This window comes from Erythrobacter donghaensis, from assembly GCF_002155425.1.
GTDB classification, from domain to species: Bacteria; Pseudomonadota; Alphaproteobacteria; order Sphingomonadales; family Sphingomonadaceae; genus Erythrobacter; species Erythrobacter donghaensis.
This window is the reverse complement of the sequence record NZ_MUYG01000011.1, coordinates 313,798-335,176: the sequence shown is the minus strand read 5'-3', so window position 1 is coordinate 335,176 and position 21,379 is coordinate 313,798. Positions and strand designations below refer to the sequence as shown.

Annotated in this window: 21 protein-coding genes and 1 other RNA gene; 9 read left to right on the top strand and 13 right to left on the bottom strand. The window is 66.6% G+C overall.

The window, feature by feature from the left end:
• The first annotated feature begins 109 nt into the window (after positions 1-109).
• Together BZF59_RS13185 and BZF59_RS13180 are read left to right on the top strand one after the other, a co-directional pair.
• Positions 110-844, top strand: coding sequence for a 7-carboxy-7-deazaguanine synthase QueE (locus tag BZF59_RS13185; RefSeq protein ID WP_086608714.1), 735 nt, complete (start codon positions 110-112; stop codon positions 842-844).
• Positions 845-1,099: 255 nt separating this feature from the next.
• Complete coding sequence (locus BZF59_RS13180; protein ID WP_086608713.1) at positions 1,100-1,501, top strand: hypothetical protein; 402 nt, start codon at positions 1,100-1,102, stop codon at positions 1,499-1,501.
• Here the strand turns inward: BZF59_RS13180 and BZF59_RS13175 are convergent.
• The 6 genes from BZF59_RS13175 to BZF59_RS13150 form a co-directional block, all read right to left on the bottom strand.
• Positions 1,498-3,204 (bottom strand): ATP-binding protein, encoded by a 1,707-nt coding sequence (locus BZF59_RS13175; RefSeq protein WP_086608712.1) that lies wholly within the window; start codon positions 3,202-3,204, stop codon positions 1,498-1,500. The two genes, BZF59_RS13180 and BZF59_RS13175, sit on opposite strands and share 4 nt — an antisense overlap.
• Before the next feature lie 119 nt (positions 3,205-3,323).
• The gene (locus BZF59_RS13170; RefSeq protein WP_211277416.1) at positions 3,324-4,076 is read right to left on the bottom strand and encodes a TIGR02186 family protein; all 753 of its coding nucleotides are present in this window, start codon (positions 4,074-4,076) and stop codon (positions 3,324-3,326) included.
• A 40-nt stretch (positions 4,077-4,116) separates the two neighbouring features.
• Positions 4,117-5,034 carry a sulfite exporter TauE/SafE family protein gene (locus BZF59_RS13165; protein ID WP_086608711.1) on the bottom strand — a complete coding sequence of 306 codons (918 nt, stop codon included), beginning with the start codon at positions 5,032-5,034 and terminating at the stop codon, positions 4,117-4,119.
• Between the two features lie 225 nt (positions 5,035-5,259).
• Positions 5,260-6,393 carry a hypothetical protein gene (locus BZF59_RS13160; RefSeq protein WP_143738173.1) on the bottom strand — a complete coding sequence of 378 codons (1,134 nt, stop codon included), beginning with the start codon at positions 6,391-6,393 and terminating at the stop codon, positions 5,260-5,262.
• Positions 6,390-7,823: a glycosyl transferase family protein gene (locus BZF59_RS13155; RefSeq protein WP_086608709.1), complete on the bottom strand. Its 1,434-nt coding sequence runs from the start codon at positions 7,821-7,823 to the stop codon at positions 6,390-6,392. The genes BZF59_RS13160 and BZF59_RS13155 overlap by 4 nt, the downstream gene beginning before the upstream one ends.
• 120 nt (positions 7,824-7,943) lie before the next feature.
• The gene (locus BZF59_RS13150; protein WP_086608708.1) at positions 7,944-8,381 is read right to left on the bottom strand and encodes a VOC family protein; all 438 of its coding nucleotides are present in this window, start codon (positions 8,379-8,381) and stop codon (positions 7,944-7,946) included.
• Between the two features lie 78 nt (positions 8,382-8,459).
• On the opposite strand from BZF59_RS13150, the gene BZF59_RS13145 reads away from it, so the two are divergent.
• The 3 genes from BZF59_RS13145 (at position 8,460) to BZF59_RS13135 (ending at position 11,576) form a co-directional block, all read left to right on the top strand.
• Positions 8,460-9,215 carry an SIMPL domain-containing protein gene (locus tag BZF59_RS13145; protein ID WP_086608707.1) on the top strand — a complete coding sequence of 252 codons (756 nt, stop codon included), beginning with the start codon at positions 8,460-8,462 and terminating at the stop codon, positions 9,213-9,215.
• A gap of 191 nt (positions 9,216-9,406) precedes the next feature.
• Positions 9,407-10,213, top strand: a complete 807-nt coding sequence (locus BZF59_RS13140) for a metallophosphoesterase (protein ID WP_086608706.1) — start codon at positions 9,407-9,409, stop codon at positions 10,211-10,213.
• Positions 10,214-10,265: 52 nt separating this feature from the next.
• Positions 10,266-11,576 carry a UDP-glucose dehydrogenase family protein gene (locus BZF59_RS13135; RefSeq protein WP_086608705.1) on the top strand — a complete coding sequence of 437 codons (1,311 nt, stop codon included), beginning with the start codon at positions 10,266-10,268 and terminating at the stop codon, positions 11,574-11,576.
• Positions 11,577-11,753: 177 nt separating this feature from the next.
• On the opposite strand, the gene BZF59_RS13130 is transcribed toward BZF59_RS13135, so the two are convergent.
• The 5 genes from BZF59_RS13130 to BZF59_RS13110 form a co-directional block, all read right to left on the bottom strand.
• Positions 11,754-13,319, bottom strand: a complete 1,566-nt coding sequence (locus BZF59_RS13130; RefSeq protein ID WP_086608704.1) for a pentapeptide repeat-containing protein — start codon at positions 13,317-13,319, stop codon at positions 11,754-11,756.
• Between the two features lie 28 nt (positions 13,320-13,347).
• Positions 13,348-13,757, bottom strand: an RNA gene (gene rnpB / locus BZF59_RS13125) — RNase P RNA component class A.
• 49 nt (positions 13,758-13,806) lie between these two features.
• Positions 13,807-14,520, bottom strand: coding sequence for an N-acetylmuramoyl-L-alanine amidase (locus BZF59_RS13120; protein WP_086608703.1), 714 nt, complete (start codon positions 14,518-14,520; stop codon positions 13,807-13,809).
• A 10-nt stretch (positions 14,521-14,530) separates the two neighbouring features.
• Positions 14,531-15,184 (bottom strand): histidine phosphotransferase family protein, encoded by a 654-nt coding sequence (locus BZF59_RS13115; RefSeq protein WP_086608702.1) that lies wholly within the window; start codon positions 15,182-15,184, stop codon positions 14,531-14,533.
• 141 nt (positions 15,185-15,325) lie between these two features.
• Positions 15,326-15,709, bottom strand: a complete 384-nt coding sequence (locus BZF59_RS13110; protein ID WP_425429579.1) for a M67 family metallopeptidase — start codon at positions 15,707-15,709, stop codon at positions 15,326-15,328.
• 28 nt (positions 15,710-15,737) lie between these two features.
• Between BZF59_RS13110 and BZF59_RS13105 the strand changes: the two genes are divergently transcribed.
• On the top strand, positions 15,738-16,691 hold the full coding sequence (locus tag BZF59_RS13105) for an RluA family pseudouridine synthase (RefSeq protein WP_086608700.1): 954 nt from the start codon (positions 15,738-15,740) through the stop codon (positions 16,689-16,691).
• A 113-nt stretch (positions 16,692-16,804) separates the two neighbouring features.
• Positions 16,805-17,713 (top strand): RNA polymerase sigma factor RpoH, encoded by a 909-nt coding sequence (gene rpoH, locus BZF59_RS13100; RefSeq protein ID WP_086608699.1) that lies wholly within the window; start codon positions 16,805-16,807, stop codon positions 17,711-17,713.
• Positions 17,714-17,882: 169 nt separating this feature from the next.
• On the opposite strand, the gene BZF59_RS13095 is transcribed toward rpoH, so the two are convergent.
• Positions 17,883-18,596 (bottom strand): hypothetical protein, encoded by a 714-nt coding sequence (locus BZF59_RS13095; protein WP_086608698.1) that lies wholly within the window; start codon positions 18,594-18,596, stop codon positions 17,883-17,885.
• Positions 18,597-18,598: 2 nt separating this feature from the next.
• Positions 18,599-19,930 (bottom strand): amidohydrolase, encoded by a 1,332-nt coding sequence (locus tag BZF59_RS13090; protein ID WP_086608697.1) that lies wholly within the window; start codon positions 19,928-19,930, stop codon positions 18,599-18,601.
• Between the two features lie 153 nt (positions 19,931-20,083).
• Between BZF59_RS13090 and BZF59_RS13085 the strand changes: the two genes are divergently transcribed.
• Both BZF59_RS13085 and mtgA read left to right on the top strand, forming a co-directional pair.
• Positions 20,084-20,680 carry a hypothetical protein gene (locus BZF59_RS13085; protein WP_086608696.1) on the top strand — a complete coding sequence of 199 codons (597 nt, stop codon included), beginning with the start codon at positions 20,084-20,086 and terminating at the stop codon, positions 20,678-20,680.
• Positions 20,681-20,703: 23 nt separating this feature from the next.
• Positions 20,704-21,375: a monofunctional biosynthetic peptidoglycan transglycosylase gene (gene mtgA, locus BZF59_RS13080; RefSeq protein ID WP_086608695.1), complete on the top strand. Its 672-nt coding sequence runs from the start codon at positions 20,704-20,706 to the stop codon at positions 21,373-21,375.
• Positions 21,376-21,379: the final 4 nt, after the last annotated feature.

Genomic DNA, 21,379 nt, shown 5'->3' with positions numbered 1-21,379 from the left:
TCCGTCCGCGTGATGTGTTTGCCATCAAGCCATTGATTATGAGAGGTTTTTTGAAATGTTGGGAAAGTGACACGGTGTCACCTTTGTCACCTTCCCAACAGGCTGGCCAATGAACCTCACTCTCGCCACCGACGACACCGGCGGGCCGGAGATTTTCGCCTCGTTGCAGGGCGAAGGGCCGAGCATGGGCGTGCCGGTCGCCTTCGTGCGGCTCAGCCGCTGCAACCTTGCCTGCACGTGGTGCGACACGGCCTATACGTGGCACTTCGAGGGCGACAACCGCCCGCACCGCGACGGCGTGGCCTATGACCGCAAGGCCAATCAGGTGACGCTCTCGCCTGCCGAAACGGCTGAGCGGATCGCGGCGCTGGGCCAGAAACGCCTCGTCATCACCGGGGGCGAACCACTGTTGCAAGCCTCCGCGCTGGCGGAGATGCTCGCGCACCTGCCGGACATCACGGTGGAGATCGAGACCAACGGCACCGTCGCCCCGCCCGCAAGGCTCGATGTTCGGGTCGATCAATACAATGTCAGCCCCAAGCTGTCTCACAGCGGCAATCCGGCGGAGCTGGCGCTGCTCCCCGAACGCCTCGACGCCTGGGCGAGCGAGCCGCGCGCCTTCCTCAAGTTCGTGGTCGCTTCACCCGCGGATGTCGACGAGGTGCTCGCGCTGCAAGAGCGCTACCGCTTCCGCCCCGAGCGCGTGTTCCTGATGGCCGAGGGCACCGACAGCGCGACCCTGCGCGCGCGGCAGGCGTGGCTGAGCGATCTCTGCCTTCAACACGGCTTCCGAATGAGCGACCGGATGCATATTCACCTCTATGGGGATACGCGCGGGACGTAGCTTGGTTGCGACCCCGCCTCCGCGGGGTCATCCTCGGTGCGTTTCAAGCCTTGCAGGCTTGAGCACCTGCGGGCGGCCGGTCGGCCTTCCGAACCCTGCGGGTCCGGAACCAGAGTTGGAAGGAGACATCGAAATGCGGCCATTCGTGATCCTCGGCGCAGTCGTCACGCTGCTGACCGGCGCGCCCGCCGCCGCCCAATCGCGCCCGCCGCCGCCCAATCGCCCCCGCCGCTCCCGCCCAGCGACGCTACGGACGTGGTGGTCGACGCACGGCTCTTCGTCGAGCGGCTCTACGCGGTCTATGCCACCGACGACGTGCCCGATCTGTTCGGCAAGCCCGATCAGACCTTCGACCCCGATCTCGCCGCGGCGATCACCACTCTGGCAAAGCGGATGGAACAGGGCGGTGACATGCCCGCAAGCTTCGGGGCCGATCCGGTGTGCAATTGCCAAGATTATGGCGATGTCAGCTTCCGGATCGATTACGTCGGCCTGATGGGCGAGCGGGCAACGGCGAGGGTGTCCTTCTCGAACTTCGGCGCAGTCGACACGCGCCGCGTCGATCTGGTCATGACGCCGCAGGGATGGCGCGTGTTCGATATCGACGGGACGTTCCGCAGCAGCGTGATGGCCGATCTGGCGGCGCTTCAACCTTAACCCTGCGATCTCCAGCGCATCACCACGCGTTCGACCAGCTCTTCCTCGCCGCCGTCCTGGCTCCACAGGTCGACGAAGCTCGGGTCTTCGGAGGCCGGGCGCTTGTGTTCCTCGAGGTTGTCGAAGGCAACGCGGATCGGGATTGCGACACCCTCGCCGCAGATGATGCATTCGCGGTTGCGCAGGGCGGGGATCGAATCGAGGAACCCGCGCGCACCTTCGGGCATCGCCGCGCGCACGAAGGCCTGGTCGCGGTCGTTGTTGAGGCGCATCGAGATGATCGTGCCGCACTGCGACAGCACGCCTTCGGCAAGGTCGGAGGGGCGCTGGGTGATGAGACCCAGCGAAATCCCGTATTTGCGCCCTTCCTTGGCGATCCGGCTGAGGATCTTGCCGACCGACGAGCCATCGGCGTTCTTCTCGTTGGGGACGTAACGGTGCGCTTCCTCGCACACCAGCAGCACGGGCCGGGTCTTTTCCTCGCGGCCCCAGATCGCGAAATCGAAGACAAGGCGGCTGAGCACCGCGACCACGGTCGAGGTGATGTCGGACGGCACGCCCGACACGTCGATGATCGAGATCGGCTTGCCGCCGCCGGGCATGCGGAAAATCTTGCCGATGAACTCGACCATCGTGTCGCCCACCAGCATGCCGGAGAACATGAACTGGTAGCGCGGATCGGCCTTGAGCTCGTCCAGCTTGGTCTTGATCCGCATGTAGGGCGCGGTCGAGGTCGCCTTGTCGAGGCGGCCCATCTCGTCCTGCAGGATGTTGCCGAAATCGGACAGCAGATAGGGGATCGGCGAATCCACCGTGATCTTGCCCATGGTCTGCGCCAGCCGGTTCTTCGACCGCGCGGCGAGCAGCACCTTGCCGAGAATGTCGGCGTCCATCTGCCTTTCGTTGCCGCTGCTGGAGAGCAGAACTTCGGCGTGCTCTTCGAAATTCATCAGCCAGTAGGGCATCTGCAGGTTCGACACGTCGAGGATCTGGCCGATCTGGCGGAACGCGGCTGAATATTCGCCATGCGGGTCGATCATGACGATGTGACCCTTGGGCGCGGCTTCGCAGATGCGGTGCAGGATCAGCGCAGCGCTGGTCGACTTGCCGGTGCCGGTCGAGCCGAGCAGCGCGAAGTGCTTGCCCAGCATCGCATCGACATAGAGCCCGGCGCGGATATCCTTTGTGGGGAAGACCTTGCCGATGGTGATGCTGGCGCGGCCATCGCTGGCGTAAATCTGTTCGAGATCCTTGGTGGTGCAGGGATAGATCATCGCACCGGGAATCGGATAGCGGGTGACCCCGCGCCGGAAACCGTGGATGCGCCCGGTCAGCTTTTCCTCGCCGCCTTCGCCGAGGAAGTCGATATTGGCGATGATCCCGCCATCGGTGCGGCGGTCCTTGCGCTGGTCGCGCACGTTGGCGAGCAGCCAGCTGTCGCCGACGCGGATCTTGATCTGGCTGCCGACCTGCCCGGCCATCGCGATCGAGGCATCGGCATCGCCCATGCATTCGTTGATGCGCTGCAGATCAAGCGCGATCTGCGAGCCCGAGCCCGAAATCTCCAGCACCACTCCGATCGGCAGGCGCGCGTTGTCGGGCCCCTGCGCCGGCGCGGCGGCATGGGCGGCGGCCCGCTCTTCCTCGCCCGCCGGATTGGGGCCGGTGAAGCGTTCAAAATCCTGCCTGCCGTGATCGGTCATTGGCGCCTTTTCCCTGCGCGGTGTTGCCATCCGCGAGCGAGGAATAGGGTGGGCAGGGTTAAAATCGCGTCAACAAAGCGCCTTGGCAGCGCGCGGCGCCAAGCGGGGGCGACGGACGCTTAGCCGCGCGCGAACAGGCGCCCGGCGATCCAGCCCATCATCAGCGACAGCCCGATCGCGCCCAGCCCGTAGAGGAACGACCAGCGCTGCGCGGCGGTGACGACCTGCCCTTCCAGTCCCGCCTTGACCACCTCGATCCGCGCGGTCGCGCTCGCCAGCACGCGGCCGCGCGCGATGGCGAAGGTTTCGGCGGTGTAGCGTCCGGTGGTCACGTTGGAGGGCAGGTTGATGCGCGCCTGATAGAGCACCTTTTCGGCGATGCGCACCCCGCCGGGGTCTTCCTGATACAGCCCCTGGCGTTGGCGCAGCTCGACCAGGCCCTTGGCAAAGCGGGCCTGTTCCTCGGGGTCGATCTCGCCGCTCGGGCTGAGCTGGATGAACTCGGTGCCGAGTTCGTAGATCGCGGCGGTGCGTTCATCGACGATCTCGCTGACGGGCCGCGAGGATGCGACTGCGAAGAACGCCGGGGCCGAGCGGAAATCGCTCGATTCGGCATTGGCCCAGATCCCGGCGATACGTTCCTTCTCGCGGATGCGCACTGCTTCGGACGGGCCCTTGAGCACGACGACGATGTCGTAATCCTCGCCCCGGCTGCCTGCGCCCGCCGGATCGATCACCGCGCCATAGAGCAGCAGCCGCGCGCCAGTGAAGCCCTGACGCACCTCGATCCGCGACTGGCTGACGGCGGGCACCAGCACCGGCTCGCGCTGGGCGAGCGCGGGGGTTGCGGTCAGGCCTTCCCAGACAAGCACGGCGAGGATCAGGCGCGCCGGCCACCTCACGGCCACCCCCTCAAAGCGGCACCACGGTGTAGATCTCGTCAGGCTGCACGCCGAGGCCGTAGAGCATCCGCAGGGCGATCAGCAGCACCAGCGCCGCGAGCGCGAGGCGCAGATATTCGGGCTTGGCCTTCAGCGCGATCTGCGTGCCGAACTGCGCGCCCAGCACCGATCCCAGCAGCAGCAGCGCGGCCAGCACCAGATCGACCGCCTTGGTCGTCAGCGCATGGGTCATGGTGGTGACCATCGTCACGAACAGGATCTGGAACAGCGAGGTGCCGACCACGACATTGCCGCTCATGCCGAGGATGTAGAGCATTGCCGGCACCAGCAGGAACCCGCCGCCCACGCCCATCAGCATGGTCAGGATCCCGACCAGCATCCCGAGGATCGCCGGAGCCAGCGGCGAGATATACAGGCCCGAGGCATAGAACCGCCAGCGATAGGGCAGACTGGCGACCAGCGGGTGGTGGCGGCGTTTCTTCACCTGCGCCCCGCCCTTGCCGAGCATCCCGGGGCGGATCGCGCTCACCGCCTCGCGCAGCATCAGCGTCCCGATCGAACCGAGCATCAGCACGTAGAGAATGCTGATCACAACGTCGATCTGGCCGAGCGATTGCAGCGCGCTGAACAGCACCGCCCCGATCAGCGCGCCGATGATCCCCCCGCCGACCATCACCCCGCCCATCCGGTAATCCACCCCCTTGCGGCGCGAATGGGCGAGCACGCCCGAGACGCTCGCGCCGGTCACCTGCGTCGCTGCCGACGCCGCCGCGACCGTGGGGGGGATGCCGTAGAAGATCAGCAGCGGGGTCGTCAGAAACCCGCCGCCCACGCCGAACAGGCCCGACAGGATGCCCGTCAGCCCGCCCAGCAGGACGATATAGAGCCCGTTGACCGAGAGATTCGCGATGGGCAGGTAAACGTCCATGCCGCTGACGCTAGCCGAGGCGGCGGGGGGTTGGAAGGCGTGGCGCGCACTTGTTCTACGATCGCGCTGACGCGCGATGCAGACCTCCCGCCCCGCGTTCTTGTTCTTTGGCCCAACCCGGCCGCCGATAGTACCACCAGGTCACGGTGGCCGGGTGGGGCGGCGGGGCGGCCAAAGAACGAGAGCGTCTGCGCCACCGAAAGGTGGCCCAAAAGCCAAAAACCGTCAAAACCCCGTCGCCAGCGTCACCGCCATGCCCGATCGCGGCGCGGCGTCGCCCGCAACCTGCTCGCGCCAGTCGACCGAAATGCGCGCGGGCACCTCACCGATCCGCAGGTCGAACCGCAGCGTCGGGCCGATATCGAGGCGCTGCGCATCCTCCTGCGCCCCGCCCCACGCCGCCGCACCGAGGCTGAGACGCAGGCGATCGCCCGAAAGGCGTGCAAGCGCGGGCAGCTCGCGCGTGAGGCTCGCCTGCCCGTCGGCAAAGGGGGTCGGCTGCGGCCCGCCGACCCAGCCAGCCTGTCCATAGGCTTCCAGCCGGGTCCCGAGCGGCAGGTGCAGCGGCGGAATCTCGGTGACGGCATAGGCCGCCGGGCGCCAGCTGTTGCTGAAGGCGGCATCGGTGTAGCGCACCTCGCCCGCCACGCGCAGCGGCACACGGGGGAGCGGGCGGGCCGAAGCGCCCAGCGCCAGCTCGCTCTCCCCCCGCCGCACCAGCGCGCGGTAGGCGCGGGCATAGAGCCGCGGGTCATGCGGCGAGGACGGGGCGAGGCGATATTGCAGCACCGCGCCCGCCTGACTCGCGCCATAGACCGGCACCCGCCCCTGGCTGACCGGCGCGGCGCTCGACCCCTGCCGCCAGAAGGCCCAGCCATCGAGAGACCAGCGCTTCGGCTGCGCGCGGTCGGGGGCAAATGCGGGCGCAGGCAGGAACGGGGCGAAGGGCGGCGCTTGCGGCTCAACAGGCGCGGCGGAAGGAGCAGCGCGCGGCGCGGGACTGATAATGGTGCGCGGATCGCTCCCGCCGGGTGGACGGGCCACCGGGCTCGCACCCGCGGCTAGGCGCATAGCGGGGAGAACGGGGCGGCGTCGCTTGGGCAGCCACCCCGGCGCGGCGAGCAGTAGTGCGTCGGTCGCGCGTTCCGTCGCCGCGAAAGCGGCAGGCGGCGAGGGCTTTGTCGGAACGCCAGCCGTGGCAAACGGCCCCGCGTCAGCCTCTGCAACGGCGGACGCGAAAGGATCGTCCCACCACACCGTGCGCGCCGTCGCCCAGCCTGCCAGCACCAGCGCCAGCATCACCAGCGGACCTCCCCGCAGCCTCGCGCCCGCAGCCGCATGGGCTGACCCGCCTGTCACGCGGGCCCGGCCTTGATCGCGTCGCCGGACGCCGGGTGCGTGTCATGCTCGGTCTTGTCCCACACCACCGCCCGCCCGCCGAGATTGCGGGCATAGGCGAACACCGCACGCCGCCCCGCAATGATCGCGACGACATTGGCGAGCGGCAGGCGCAGCACCGCCCACAGGCCTTCGCGCAGGCCATATTCGCGGGCGGTGAAGGCAAAGCGCATGACGATCCGCCAGGCAAAGGCGAGCGCGTTGGCGATCAGCACCGCCGCCAGCAGCGGGGTGAGCGGCGCAGGCTCGGCCACGCCCGCCACCACCGCCGCGCCCAGCAGCCCGGTCAGCAGCACCAGCGCATAGCCTGCCAGCAGCACCAGCGCGGTGAGCGGCCCGCGCCGGTCGCGCGCACGCATCCAGAACTCCGATGCGCCCCCGGCCCAGCCGACCCGGTCCCAGCCCTGCAAGGCGATGCCCAGCACCCAGCGGCTCTTCTGGCGGATCACCGTGTCGAAGCGGTGCGGAAAGAAGGCGCGGGTGGCGATCAGCCGCCCGTCCCCGCCGCGCGCCCGGACAAAGCGGCAGCGCCCGCCCGCCGCGGCGATGGCGAGGCCGAGCTCGTAATCCTCGGTCAGCGAATCGCTGGCGAAGGGCAGGCCGCCGCCGCCCTGTGCCTGATGCCGCGCGATCAGCCGGTCGATCGCCCGGCGCGAGGCGGCACAGCCCACGCCCGCCCCCGGCAGGCCCGCCCCAAGCGCATCGCGCACCACCATCGCCTTGCCATGTGCCTCGGCAAATTCCTCGCAATAATGGCTGCCGATCTGCCGCGCGAGCCAGCCGCGATGGCGCACCACCAGCGGCTCAACCGGAAGCTGCACGAAATCCGCCCCTTGCGCGATGGCTTCGTCCAGCAGGCCAAGCGCGGCGGGATCGACCATGTCCTCGGCATCGTGGAAGAGGATCGCGGTAAAGCGCCGCCCGGCGCGTTCCTCGTCGAGCAGCAGCGCGGCGAATAGGCGGTTGAGGCAATCGGCCTTGGTGGTCGGCCCCTCGCGGTCGTGGATCACCAGCCGCAGCCGCGTATCACCCGCCGCCGCGGCTATCCCCGCGCCGAGCGTCGCCGGATCGTTGCGATAGCAGCCGACATAGAGCCGGAGCTCGGCCTGCGGCCAGCTGGCGAGCAGGTGGCGGATGGTCTGGCCGATCACCGCGGCTTCCTGCCAGGCCGGGATCAGCACCGCGACCGGCCCGGACAGCTTCCGCCCGCGCAGCGCCAGCCGGCTGCGCCGCTGCGTCACCGCGCGCCCCGTGGCCTTGAGCCACAGCCACAGCGCATCGACCGCAAGATCGTCGAGCGCGCCAATCAGGAAGAACACACCGGCAAACAGCAGCAATTCACGCTGTAGCAGGGCAAGCCACTGCCACAGGTCGGGCTCCGTAATGGACAAGGCGACCCCCCTCCCCAAGCAAGTCGTCAAATTACATGACTTGCGGGGGCCGCGCAACCATCCCTGATTTTTTAATGGTTTACACCGGGTATATTGCCCCGAGCACGCAGAACAAGCGGATTACCAGCTGCCAGTATTGGGCATGCTGACCCACGGTTCGGCCGGTTCGAGATGGCCTTCCTGCAACAACTCGACCGAGATCCCATCGGGGGATTTGACGAAGGCCATGTGCCCGTCGCGCGGGGGGCGGTGGATGATGTGGCCTGCATCGGCAAGGCGCTGACACGTCTCGTAGACATCCTCCACCCGGTAGGCGAGGTGCCCGAAATTGCGTCCGCCACTATAGTCCTCTGCGGGGCTGCCGTCTTCGGGAGGCCAGTTATAGGTCAGTTCGACCTCGGCCAGCCCCTCCTGCCCCGGCGCGGCGAGGAAGATCAATGTGAAGCGCCCGGCCTCGCTGTCGAACCGGCGCACTTCCTTCAGGCCGATCAGTTCGAAGAAGGCGACCGTCGCATCGGGGTCGGTGACGCGGATCATCGAGTGGAGATATTTCACCATGGCGCAATTCCATTCAAAAACGGTTCATCGACGCTGATGCACAACTCGTCGCATCAACTCTTTCAGGAGGAACATGGTATGAGCGGCGATGATGTGCAACCGGCGAATGCGACGAAGGGTGGCCTGAGTGAGCCTGCGAGCCTGCGTTGGTTCGGCACGGCGGCGATCCTCGCGGTCGGGATGGTTGCGGGCGGATACCTGCTCGGCGACGGTCTGCTGCGCGCCAAGGATGCCGAACGATCGGTCACCGTGCGCGGGCTGGCCGAACGCGAGGTGATGGCCGATCTCGCGACATGGACGATCTCCTATTCGGCGACCTCCGGCAGCCTCGCCGAGGCGCAGGACAAGGTGCGGCGCGACACGGCCAGCATCGAGAGCTTCTTCAAGGAGCTCGGCTTTCCCGCCGATGCGCTCCAGCCGACCGGCGCCAACGTGTCGAGCAACACCGATTACAACCGCGTCACCACCTACACCGTGCGCCAGCGCCTCGCGCTGCGCACCACCGACATCGCCCGCGCGCAGAAGGCGGTGGCGCGGCAGTTCGATCTGGTCGGGCGCGGGGTGTTTCTCGAGGAAGGCTCGGGCATGGCCTACACCTTCACCAAGCTGAACGATATCAAGCCCGAAATGGTCGCCGAGGCCACCAAGGACGCACGCGCCGCGGCCCAGCAATTCGCCGAGGATTCCAATTCCGGCGTCGGCAAGATCAGGGACGCGACACAGGGCTATTTCGAAATCGAGGCGCGCGATGGCCACGCAGGCGGCTGGGGATCGGCGGACAGCCCGTTCAAGAAAGTGCGGGTGGTGACCACGGTCAGCTTCACGCTCGATTAATCGCGAACGGCCAAGGATTTTTACGTGGCCGCCGGGCGACATTTTCGCACCACTGGTCGCTAGCGGCGAAGGGTGTGTTGCAGGCAGGCGTTGAGGGGCGTATGCGCCCGTCCCTGCTGGCAAAAGACAAGGCCACAAGCCCCTGCCACGCAGCCCTTCAACGGGTCGCCCAACCGGATCGTTGTTCACCTATGCTTCAGCAATTGCGCGACTTTTTCCGCCCCCCGCCGCCGCCCAAACTCGCGGCGGTTCCGGATGGCACGCGCTATTACGCGATCGGCGACATCCACGGCAGGCTCGATCTCTACAAGGCGCTGATCGACGCGATCGAAGGCGAAATCGCGGCGGCCCCGACACTGGATCACCGCATCATCGTGCTCGGCGATCTGGTCGATCGGGGGCCCGACAGCGCCGGCGTGGTCGAGCGCACGCGGGCATGGCAGCAGACCCGCAATGTGCGAGTGCTGGCGGGCAATCACGAGGAGATGTTCCTAGCCGCCTTCGAAAAGCCCGATGCGCTGCGCCACTTCCTCAAGCACGGCGGGCGCGAGACCGTGATGAGCTATGGCCTGTCCTCCCGCCAGCTGAGCGAGATGAGCCTGGAGGAAATCTTCGCAATCCTCCCGCAGATCGTATCGCAGGACACCCGCGACTATATCGCCGGGTTCGATACCATGATCCGCGCGGGCGACTATGTCTTCGTTCATGCCGGGGTCGATCCCTCCCGCCCGCTGGGCGAACAGAGGCGCAGCGACCTGCTGTGGATCCGCGACCGGTTTTTGAGCCACGAAGGCCCGCTCGAAAAGGTGGTGGTGCACGGGCATACCATCTTCGAACACGTGATGGATTGCGGCAACCGCATCGGCATTGACACTGGCGCTTTCCGTTCGGGTGTGCTTACAGCGCTCGTGCTCGAGGGCGACCAGCGGCGCATCCTCCAGGCCCGCGTCAGCGATGCTGGCCATGTCGAGGTGTTCCAGGGCGACCGGGCGCGATAGGTTTGCGCCGCGCCGGGCAGGCGCCGGGTTTTCGCGTAAAGGCAGGTCTTGCATGAAGATTGCGATGGTGGGTTCGGGCTATGTCGGGCTCGTGTCGGGGGCGTGCTTTGCCGATTTCGGGCATGACGTGGTCTGCATCGACAAGGATCAGGGCAAGATCGACCGGCTCCATGCCGGGGTGATGCCGATCTACGAGCCGGGGCTCGATGCGCTGGTCGAAACCAATGTGAAGGCCGGCCGCCTCAGCTTCACCACTGATCTGGGCGAAGGCATCGCGGGTGCGGCGGCGATCTTCATCGCGGTCGGCACCCCTTCGCGGCGCGGGGATGGCCATGCGGATCTCACCTTCGTCTACGAAGTCGCACGCGAAGTCGGCGAAAAGCTGAGCGGCGCGGCGGTGGTGGTCACCAAGTCGACCGTCCCCGTCGGCACCGGCGACGAGGTCGAGCGCATCATCCGCGAGACCGGCACGACACACCAGTTCGCGGTCGTCTCCAACCCCGAATTCCTGCGCGAAGGCGCGGCGATCGGCGATTTCAAGCGCCCCGACCGTATCGTCATCGGCGCCGAGGACGAATTCGGGCGCGAGGTGATGCGCGAGGTCTACCGCCCGCTGTTCCTCAATGAATCGCCAATCCTGTTCACCAGCCGCCGCACCAGCGAGCTGATCAAGTATGCGGCGAACGCCTTCCTCGCGACCAAGATCACCTTCATCAACGAGATGGCGGACCTGTGCGAAAAGGTCGGCGCGAATGTGCAGGACGTGAGCCGCGGGATCGGGATGGACAACCGGATCGGGTCGAAGTTCCTGCACGCGGGCCCCGGCTATGGCGGGAGCTGCTTCCCCAAGGACACGCTGGCGCTGCTCAAGACCGCAGAGGATTACGACAGCCCGACCCGGATCGTCGAAGCGGTGGTCAAGACCAACGACAGCCGCAAGCGCGCGATGGGCCGCAAGGTGGTCGATGCGCTCGGCGGACCGGAAGCCGCACGCGGCAAGAAGGCGGCGCTGCTCGGCCTCACCTTCAAGCCCAATACCGACGACATGCGCGACAGCCCGGCGATCGCCGTGGCGCAGACGCTGATGGATGCGGGCGTGGCCGTGGCCGCCTACGACCCTGAAGGCATGGAGCAGGCAAGGCCGCTGCTTCCGCAAGTCACCATGTGCGACAACGCCTACGAGGCGATCGAGGGCGCCGACGTGGTGGTGATCGTGACCGAATGGGACGCGTTCCGCGCCCTCGACCTGAAGCGGGTCAAGGAACTGGCGAACGCGCCGGTGATGGTCGACCTCAGGAACATCTACAACCCTGAGGATATGCGCGCGGCGGGCTTCGAATATGTGAGCGTGGGGCGGGCGTGAACCCTTCCCCGCCCCGGACTTGATCCGGGGCCCCGCTGTCTTGGTTTGCGAACGCGCCTCCGCGCGTTCGTCCTCGGTGCTGCTCCTTCGCTTCGCTACGGGCACCTGCGGCTCGCGCGCGTGCGCTCGCGGCCCGTCCGTTGGCGGGCCGAGCCAGCACTCCGACGCCAGATCCGGTCAGCGCGGCGTCAGGTCAATGCCGCTGTCAAACCCTGCTCGCGCGCCGCAACTTATGACATCGCTGGCCTCCACGGGCGTGTCGCCGAGGTTGCCGCTGTAGCGGAAGTGAATACGCCGCCCGTCGACCCGGAACAGCGGAATCACGGCCCCATCAATCTCGCTGACCGCGGTCCACCAGCCGGTCTTCGGATCGAACTTCGCCGCCGCCGCATTCAGATTGCACAAATGCGCATTGCCACCCACCGCATCGCCTTCGGCCGCGATGCTGCCGTCGGCATTGCCGGTCAGCGTAACGCGCTGGTAGCTCATGTCGATCAGCACCGGGAGGATGCGCTTATACAGCGCCCCGCTGCGCATCGCCTCGGGCAGCGGCATCAGGTCGCTGTGGTAGGTCACGCTCTCGCCCGGCGCGAGCGTGATCCCGGGGCCGAGCTTCCCGTAAAGGAACGCGATGCGCGCTTCGTAGCGGTCTCCGAGGCAGGTCTGATCCTCGCCGCATTCGCTGCGCGCGCGCAGCCAGCGGCGCTGATCGGCCAGATCGCCCTTCCCCGCCGCGCGCAGCCTGCCCCACACCTCGGCAAGCTCGCGGTCGAGGCGGCGCAGACCGGAGGCGTATTCGCCGCAGATTATGGTTTCGACCGGGCTTGCGGCCTTGGCGCAATCGAAGGACGCGCGGTCGTCCTTAGCGCTGGCAGCCAGCGTGCCATCGATCAGAGCGCGCGCTGCCTCAGCGCTGACCATGACGCTGACCGGTGCCGTTTCCGGATCCGGATAGGTCGGCGTGAAGTAGGTCGCCAGCCGCAACGGGCCAGTGATGCGCGCCGCGCCGAGGTTCACGAGCGAGCGCGGCGAGACGGTGGTGTTGCCCAGCACCGCACCCGTGTTCATGCTCTCGTCCCATAGCCCGAGCCCGCTGACATCCGCCCCGGTCAGATCGGCTCCGGTGAGATCGGGGCCAGCGTTGATGCACCATTCATTGACCGTGATCCCGCAGGCAAAGCTGGCACCGCTCAGCTTGGCCCCGCGAAAGCTGACGTCGCCAAAGCTCGCGCCTTGATAGGCCGAGACGAAGCGCATGTCGGTGAGGCTTGCACCGCTGAAATCGGTGCCTTCGAAGTTGGTCCCGTAGGTCGACAGCCCCGGCCACACCACCCGCGCCGCCTTTGCCTCGCGCAGTGACACGCGCACAAGCCGGAGTTGCGGGATCGCGGTGTCTTCCCAATTGCTGCCGTCGAGAATGGTGTCGACCAGGCAGGCCCCCGCCAGTTGCGGGGCCAGCGCACGCATGTCGCCCCCGCGGAATTCGCCGCGATAGATGACCGTGCGCTGGCTTGCCGGGATGCCACGCAGTTGCGCGGCCAAGGCCTCTGGCCGGGTCATCCCGCGCGCATCGATGATCGCCCATCCGGCGCGCTCGGTGAGGAAGCTATTGCGGGTCGCGGCACAATCGACGAGAACCTCGATCTCCTCATCGCCCATTGTCGGTGCAGGCGGCGGCTCGACCGGCTGGCGCGCGGCGAGGCCGAGGGTGAGGGCAACAAGTTCGGCAAGTGACACAAGCATCGGCAGCCTCCTGCCATCGGGTATCACATATCAGGGGGCCATCATAAGCCGGGTTCTGTCTCCTCAGGCTGTATCCTTGCGGACGTGCCTGCGGTGGCAGCCATTCATCTGCTCGCCGGATTGCTCCGGCGCTCTAGCAGCCAACCCGGGTCTCTCGGCGCGAAACACGCCTGCCTCTCTTGCGAGAGGCGCGAGACCCCTATTCGGCCTTGCTCCGGGTGGGGTTTGCCATGCGGTTGCCGTTGCCGGCCCCCCGGTGCGCTCTTACCGCACCCTTTCACCCTTGCCTGTGCGCCCTTTCGGGCAGCCATCGGCGGTTTGCTCTCTGTGGCACTTTCCCTTGCGCCCCCGAAGGGACGCCGGCGGGCGTTACCCGCCACCCTCGTTTCGTGGAGCCCGGACTTTCCTCGCACACGGCGCGGCTGCCTCAGGCCCCCTGACGCGGGCGGCTATAGGCGCGAGGGGGTTGCTAGGAAAGCCTTTCCCGCTAGCGCGTCCGCCCCTGATCGCGGTCGAGCAGCAATTGCCACAATATCGCGGCGATTTCGCCATCGGGCACGCCGGTGATGCGCTCGGGCCGCCAGCGGCGCTCGAAGGCCTCGACCGCCTTGGCCTGATCGGTGATGTCGTAGCCGAAGCGTTCCAGCGCGAGGAAGAACGAGCCGTCGTTGTGGAACGGATTGCCCGCTGCAAGGCAGGCCGGGCGCGGCAGGCACAGCTTGTATTCGGCGAGGCGATCCCACGGAAACAGCTCGCCCGGATCAAGCTTGCGCAACGGCGCGACGTCGGAATGGCCCACCACATTGGCGCGCGGGATATCATACTGCTTCACGATCCGCGCGAGCAGCGGAATCAGCGCTTCGATCTGCGCCTCGGCAAAGCCGCGATAGCCGAGCCCGTGGCCGGGGTGGTCGAGCTCGATCCCGATGCTCGCCGAGTTCACATCGCGCACCCCGCGCCAGTAGCTCGTCCCCGCGTGCCAGGCGCGGCGATCCTCGGGCACCAGCCGGATCACGCCGCCTTCCTCGGTGATGAGGTAATGCGCGCTGACCTTGGCTTCCGGATCGGTCAGCCGGTCCAGCGCGCTGCCGACCGGCTGCATCTCGGTATAGTGCAGCACCGCCATGGTGACGGGCAGGCTGCGGTCGTCGAAATTGGGTGAGAGGCGCTCCTCGTGAACCAGTTCGTCCTCCCCCTCCATCACCGCGTCCTCAGCCGATCATACCTTCAGGCTCGGGCAGCACCGCGCCCAGCACCAGCGCGCCATCGCCGAGCTTGTACTGCAAGCCGCCGTCCATCTCTTCGGCCAGCACGCTGATCATATGCGCGGCGGCGGTGCGGCTGGTTATCTCGGCTTCGGCGAGGTCGCCTTGCAACGCCCGCCCGATGGTCTCGTCGAAGGCGATCCGGTCGCCCCGCGCGCGGGCGACGATCTCGACTGCCCCGTCGCGCCGCTCTGCCCCGATGTCGAGCGTGCCGCCCCGCACCAGCGCATCCAGCGCGATCTGCGCAAGGTTGAGCAGCACCTTGACCGCGGGCTTGGGCAGACTGGGTTCTACGATCGCCCAGTTGACCTCGACCCGCTTGGCATCGGAGGCGAGCGCGTCGATCACGCTCTTGGCTTCCTCGATCGGGATCGCCTCGCCGAAGCCCCCGGCGGCACCAAAGGCGAGGCGGAAGAACTTGAGCTTGTCTGTGCTGATCTTGGCCGATTGCTCGAGCAACTCCATGCAGCGCGCGCGCATCTGCGGGTCCTGCTCGTCGGCGAGCAGCTCCAGCCCGTTGGCGAGCGCGCCGACCGGCGAGAGCATGTCGTGGCACAGGCGCGAACACAGCATTGCGGCAAGGTCGGTTTGCGAGATCATGACGTGGTTAAGGTTCCGCCGTGTTGGAGACACATGAGACACTGTCTAAGAGTAAAAATCCCGCCTTGCCAACCGGTGCCGGCCCCTGTCCGGGCAAATGGATGCAAAAAGGCGGCAAAACCGGTCATCACCTGCGCATTCTTACGGATCGCAGGCGCTGTACGAAAGCGGGACAAAGCCCTCGGGGTCGTCCCGCCACAGACGCACCTCGGTGCCCGCGACGATCGCCCAGACCTTGCCATCGCCTGCCGCACAGGCGCGGTCGGTGGCGGAAGGTTCCGGCGGGCCGGAGGGATGCGAGTGGAAATAGCCCAGCACCTGCGCCCCCCCGCCCCGCGCCTGCCGGTGCGCGTCGATCAGCGCCTGCGGGTCGATCTCGAAATGGGTCTGCGGCGAGGCATGGACATTGGCAGCCTCGCGTGCCGCAGTGATGCGGGTGCCGGTGCCCAGCAGGATTCCGCAAGCCTCACGCGGATGCGCAGCGGCGGCGGCGGCGCGTATCTGGCCGAGGGCTTGGCTTGTCACTTCATGCCTCATCGCGCATGGCCATATCATGTCTGCAAGCGAAATCATCACCGGCACCATTGAAAGCCCCGCCCGGCTCGACAAGGCGCTGGCCGAGGCCACCGGGCTCAGCCGCGCGCGGGTGCAGGGGTTGATCGACGAGGGCCGGGTCGATGTCGCGGGCAAGACTGCCGCCAGCGCGTCCGCCAAGGTCGCCGCCGGGATGCCGTTTCGCATCATCCTTGCCGCCGCCATGCCCGCCGCCGCGCAAGCAGAGGACATCGCGCTCACCATCGCTTACGAGGACGCACACCTGGTCGTCGTCGACAAGCCTGCGGGCATGGTCGTCCATCCGGCGGTGGGGAACATCACCGGCACGCTGGTCAACGCCCTGCTGCACCACTGCCGTGGCAACCTGTCGGGCATCAACGGCGTGGCGCGGCCGGGCATCGTCCACCGGATCGACAAGGACACCTCGGGGCTCCTTGTGGTCGCCAAGTCCGATGCCGCACATGAGGGCCTCGCCGTGCAGTTCGCCGCGCATACCGTCCACCGCCGCTATATTGCGGTCTGCGCCGGGCACCCTTCCCCGGCAGAGGGCACCATCAATGCCCGCGTCGGGCGTTCGGACGCTGACCGAAAGAAAATGACGGTGCTGCCTAACAATTCCTCGCGAGGGAAATCGGCGATTACCCATTACAAGGTCATCGAACGGCTGGATGACGCTGCCGTGATCGAATGCCGGCTGGAGACCGGGCGCACCCACCAGGTGCGCGTTCACTGTGCGTCAATCGGCCATCCGCTATTGGGAGACCCTGCCTATGGCCGTACCCCCAAATCCCTTCGCCCGGTTCTGGAGCGACTCGGCTTCGCCCGGCAGGCCCTCCACGCCGCCGAGCTTGGCTTTGTCCATCCCGTGAACGGCGAAAACATCCGTTTCCGCAGCGATCTGCCCGCCGACATGCAGGAACTGATCGACCAACTGCGGCATTGTGATCGATGAAACGCGCATACATCTGACAGATTTTCGCGTATACCCGTAACCCGTGGCCCAGTTCGCGGGATGCCCATCAGGGGTCCTGTGCAGGCGGTCGACACAGAAAGGTTAGGCAATCAATGGTGACCAAGTCCAAGACTACGGCGGTCCCGGCGCTGAGCGGTGAGCAGAGCCTCAATCGCTACCTGTCGGAAATCCGCAAGTTTCCCGTGCTGACGGCAGAGCAGGAATACATGCTCGCCAAGCGCTATCAGGAACATGAAGACCCCGAAGCTGCCGCGCAGCTTGTTTCCAGTCACCTGCGGCTCGTCGCGAAGATCGCGATGGGATACCGCGGCTATGGCCTGCCCGTTGCCGACCTGATTTCCGAAGGGAATGTCGGGCTGATGCAGGGCGTCAAGAAGTTCGAACCCGATCGCGGCTTCCGCCTCGCGACCTACGCAATGTGGTGGATCAAGGCCTCGATGCAGGAGTTCATCCTGCGCTCGTGGAGCCTCGTGAAGATGGGCACCACCGCGGCGCAGAAGAAGCTGTTCTTCAACCTTCGCCGGATGAAGAAGCAGCTCGAAGCCTATGAGGACACCGACCTCAGCCCCGAAGACGTGACCAAGATCGCGACCGACCTCGGCGTGCCCGAGCAGGAAGTGATCAACATGAACCGGCGGATGATGATGGGCGGCGACGGCTCGCTCAACACGCCGATGCGCGGGGGCGAGGAAGGCTCGGGCGAATGGCAGGACTGGCTGACAGACGATCGTCCCTTGCAGGACGAAACCGTTGCCGAGGCCGAGGAAAGCCAGATGCGGATGGAAATGCTCGCCGAGGCGATGAACAGCCTCAACGAGCGTGAACGCCACATCCTGACCGAGCGCCGGTTGACCGAAAAGCCGCAGACGCTCGAAGAGCTGTCGCAGGCCTATGACGTCAGCCGTGAACGCATCCGCCAGATTGAAGTGCGGGCGTTCGAGAAGCTGCAGAAGGCGATGCAGCGCATCGCGGGTGAGCGGCTGCTGCCGGGGATGGCTTAAACGCCGCGCGCTGCGGGGTCGTCGCGTGGTGGTTGTATATTCATTGCGCCGGCATCGCATCGGCCGGGTGCCTTTGCGAGATGGCATTGAAGGGGCGTTGCCAGCGATGGCAGCGCCCTTTTGCCGTCTGGCTCCGGCCAATGTTTCACGTGAAACATTTAGGGAACATCTAATCTTCCGACGGTTCGGAACCGGGCACAGGTTCAACCGCCCGGACGAATGTGCCCGCAAAGGGCTTCCTCAGCATCATGCGGGCGAGCGCCAACAGCTCGTCGCGGCTCTCGATCAGACAATAGCCGGTCGACCAGACATCCATGTCCTTGGCCTTGCGCATCCGCCCGGGCGGGCATTCGCGTTGCAGTACGTCGAAGCGGGCGATGGTCCCTTCCTCCTGTACCGAGGGATCGCGGGCGAGCAGGACGTAGCTGCTGCCGGGGATGAAGCCCTGCTGCAGCACCCACAGCTCGTAAGTTTTGCCCTGCGCTGATCGCCCCTCTCCGATCCGCGCGAACAGCCCGCGCGAGAATTCACCTTGTTCAAGCTCTTCGCGTTCGTCGGCCTCGTAGAGATTGGCGGCGCAATGGAACACGCCGTAGTTCTCGATCCGCGTCCAACCCTCCAGCCCGCTGTAATCGGACTGATCGGAAACGAACTGCCAGTCACCGAAAGCGACCCGGCTCGCGCAGCCGAACGACTTGTCCGGCCCGTCATCGGTGAAGCTGCGCGGCCAAAGGTCCGGCCAGGCGAAGGTATAAAGCGGGAGCGGCGCGTGGAGCAGGTCGAGCGCAATTTCGGTGTCGTCGTCCTCGCCCTCATCAGCTGCGAGCGCCGGGGCTCCGGCCAGCGCGGCCGCAAGCGCGAGCGACGCGACCAGCGCGCGCATGGCTACTTCGTCCCGGCCAGATCCAGCACCGCCGCCACCATCGCGCGGGTGCCGGTGATCACGCTCTCCCTCGGGGCGATCTGGAACAGGGGGGAGTGGTGCCCGGCAATCGGCGGCCCTCCCGCCTTGGCGGCGGCAATCCGTTCCGGCGTGGTGCCGCCAACCGCGAAATAGTAACCCGGCACGCCGGTGTCCTGCGACACGAAATAGGTGAAGTCCTCCGCGCCCATGTTCTGCTGGACGAAGGGCTCGAACGCCGCCGCGCCCAGCTCGCGCGCCATCACCGCGTTGAGGCGGCGGGCGAGTTCGGGATCGTTGTTGGTCACCGGCGTTCCCTCCAGCACCTTGACCACGACCGGCAGATTGTCGGGCAGGCCATTGGCCTTGCCGATATTGACCGCGATCCGCTCGATCGCGGCGATCACCTGCGCGCGGGTCTCCTCGTCATTGGCGCGCACGGTGACCTGCAGCTTGGCCTCGTCGGAGATGATGTTGTGCTTCGACCCGGCATGGAAGCTGCCGACGGTCACCACCACCGGCTTCAATGGAGAAACCTCGCGGCTGTCGATCGATTGCAGCGCGGTCACGATCTGCGCCGCGATATAGACCGGGTCCTTGCCCAGATGCGGCGCGGCGCCGTGGGTGCCGACGCCGGGCACGATGATGTCGATTGAATCCGAGGAGGAATACTGGATCCCCTCCGCAGCCGAGACCTTGCCCGTCTCCAGATCCGCGGCGACGTGGAAGGCCAGCGCATAGTCGGGCTTGCCGAAGCGGTCGTAGAGCCCGTCGGCCATCATCGCCTTGGCCCCGCCGACGCGTTCCTCGGCCGGCTGGACGATGAACATCAGCGTGCCTTTCCACTGGTCCTTCATCGCCGCCAGCCGCCGCGCGGTCGCCACCATCGACGTGATGTGCACATCATGCCCGCAGGCGTGCATCACGGGGTATTCCTTGCCGTCCTGCCCGGTCTGCATCGCCTTGGAGGCGTAATCGAGCCCGGTCTTCTCCTCGACCGGCAGCCCGTCCATATCGGCGCGCAGCAGGATCAGCGGGCCTTCGCCGTTCTTGAGGATGCCGACGACACCGGTGCCGCCGACGCTCTCGGTCACGGTTAGCCCCGCCGCGCGCAGCTCGGTCGCCATCTTCGCGGCGGTGCGGTTTTCGAGGTAGGAAAGCTCGGGGTTCTGGTGGAAATCGAGGAACAGCGGTTCGAGATAATTGTCATACTCCGCCTCGATCGCGGCGCGGGTGGCCGGGTCTTCGGCCAGCGCAGGCTGCGCGGCGGCAGCGGCAAGCGCGAGCGTGCTGGCGGCAAGGTGGAACAGGCGCATGATGGTATCTCCCCGTTGGATTCCCCGTCACGGTAGCCGCGCCGCGGCCCATCCTGCAAGCGCGCGCGCAGCTGCCCGCATATTTGCGCTTGCGCTGGCGCGGGGCTCGTCCATGCTGGCGCTGCGATCAACCTTCTGACCAAAGAGCGCTTCATGACTGTCAAATCGCTGCTGACCGGGCTTGCGGCCCTGCTGTGCGCGCTTGTCGCCGGCCCTGCCATGGCGCAAACGCAGTTCAACCCGCCCGCCGGGCCGTGGCTGCACGAAGCCTCAGGCGCACAATTCCCGGACAGCGTGCTCGGCTTCGAACGCGACGATGTCACCGAGTTCGATGATACGGGCGCCAATGTCGGCGTGTCCTACACGGCGCAGCGCGGCCCGCACAAACTGCTGGTCGATGTGTTCGTCTATCCGCAATATCCCGAAACCAGCTGCGCCGAGGAATTCGCAGGGGTCGAGCAGGCGATCCGGCGCTACAAGGGGCTGCAGACGCTTTCGAAAGGCATGACGCTGGCCCCCAACGGCACAGGCGATCTGACCGCACACCGCGCGCGCTATCTGATCCCCGCAGGCGCGATGCGCGAAGGCATCCCCGCGCTGGTGTCGGAAGCCTATCTGCATTGCACCGCCGACGGGGCGTGGCTGGTCAAGTATCGCGCCAGCTGGAACGGCCCGGCGGAAGACTTCCCCGACCTCGCCCCCTTCCTCAAGGCGCTGGCCCTCAGCCCGGCGCTGGGCGGGCCGAACTGACCCTTGCTGAAAATCGTCCACCCATGATCCTCAAAATCGTCCGCTTCCTCGCCAAGGCCTTTGCCGGCTTCTTCGTGCTCACGCTGGTGCTGGTGTTCGCCTTCAAGTGGCTGCCCGTGCCTGTCACTGCGACCATGCTGATGGACGGCGAAGGCATCACCAAGGACTGGGAAAGCCTCGACAATATCGACCGCAATCTGGTGAGCGCGGTGATCGCGGCGGAGGATTCGCGCTTCTGCGAGCATTACGGCTTCGATGCCGAGGCGATCGAGCAGGCGATGCGCGAAAACATGGAAGGCGGCCGGATCAGGGGCGGATCGACCATCAGCCAGCAGACCGCCAAGAACGTCTTTCTGTGGCAGGGCGGCGGCTATGTCCGAAAAGGTCTGGAGGCGTGGTTCACGCTGTGGATCGAGACCGTATGGGGCAAGCGGCGGATCATGGAGGTCTATCTCAACGTCGCCGAAACCGGGATCGGCACCTACGGCGCCGAGGCCGGGTCGCAGCGCTATTTCGGCCATTCCGCTGCGCGTCTTTCGCCCGACGAGGCCAGCCGCATGGCTGCCGCGCTGCCGAGCCCCAAGAAACGCTCGGTCAAGAACCCCGGCGGGTGGCTGGCGCGCCACGGTAACCGGATCGAACGCCGGATCGGCATCGTCAGGAGTGACGGGCTCGATGCTTGCGTCTACAACTGACGCG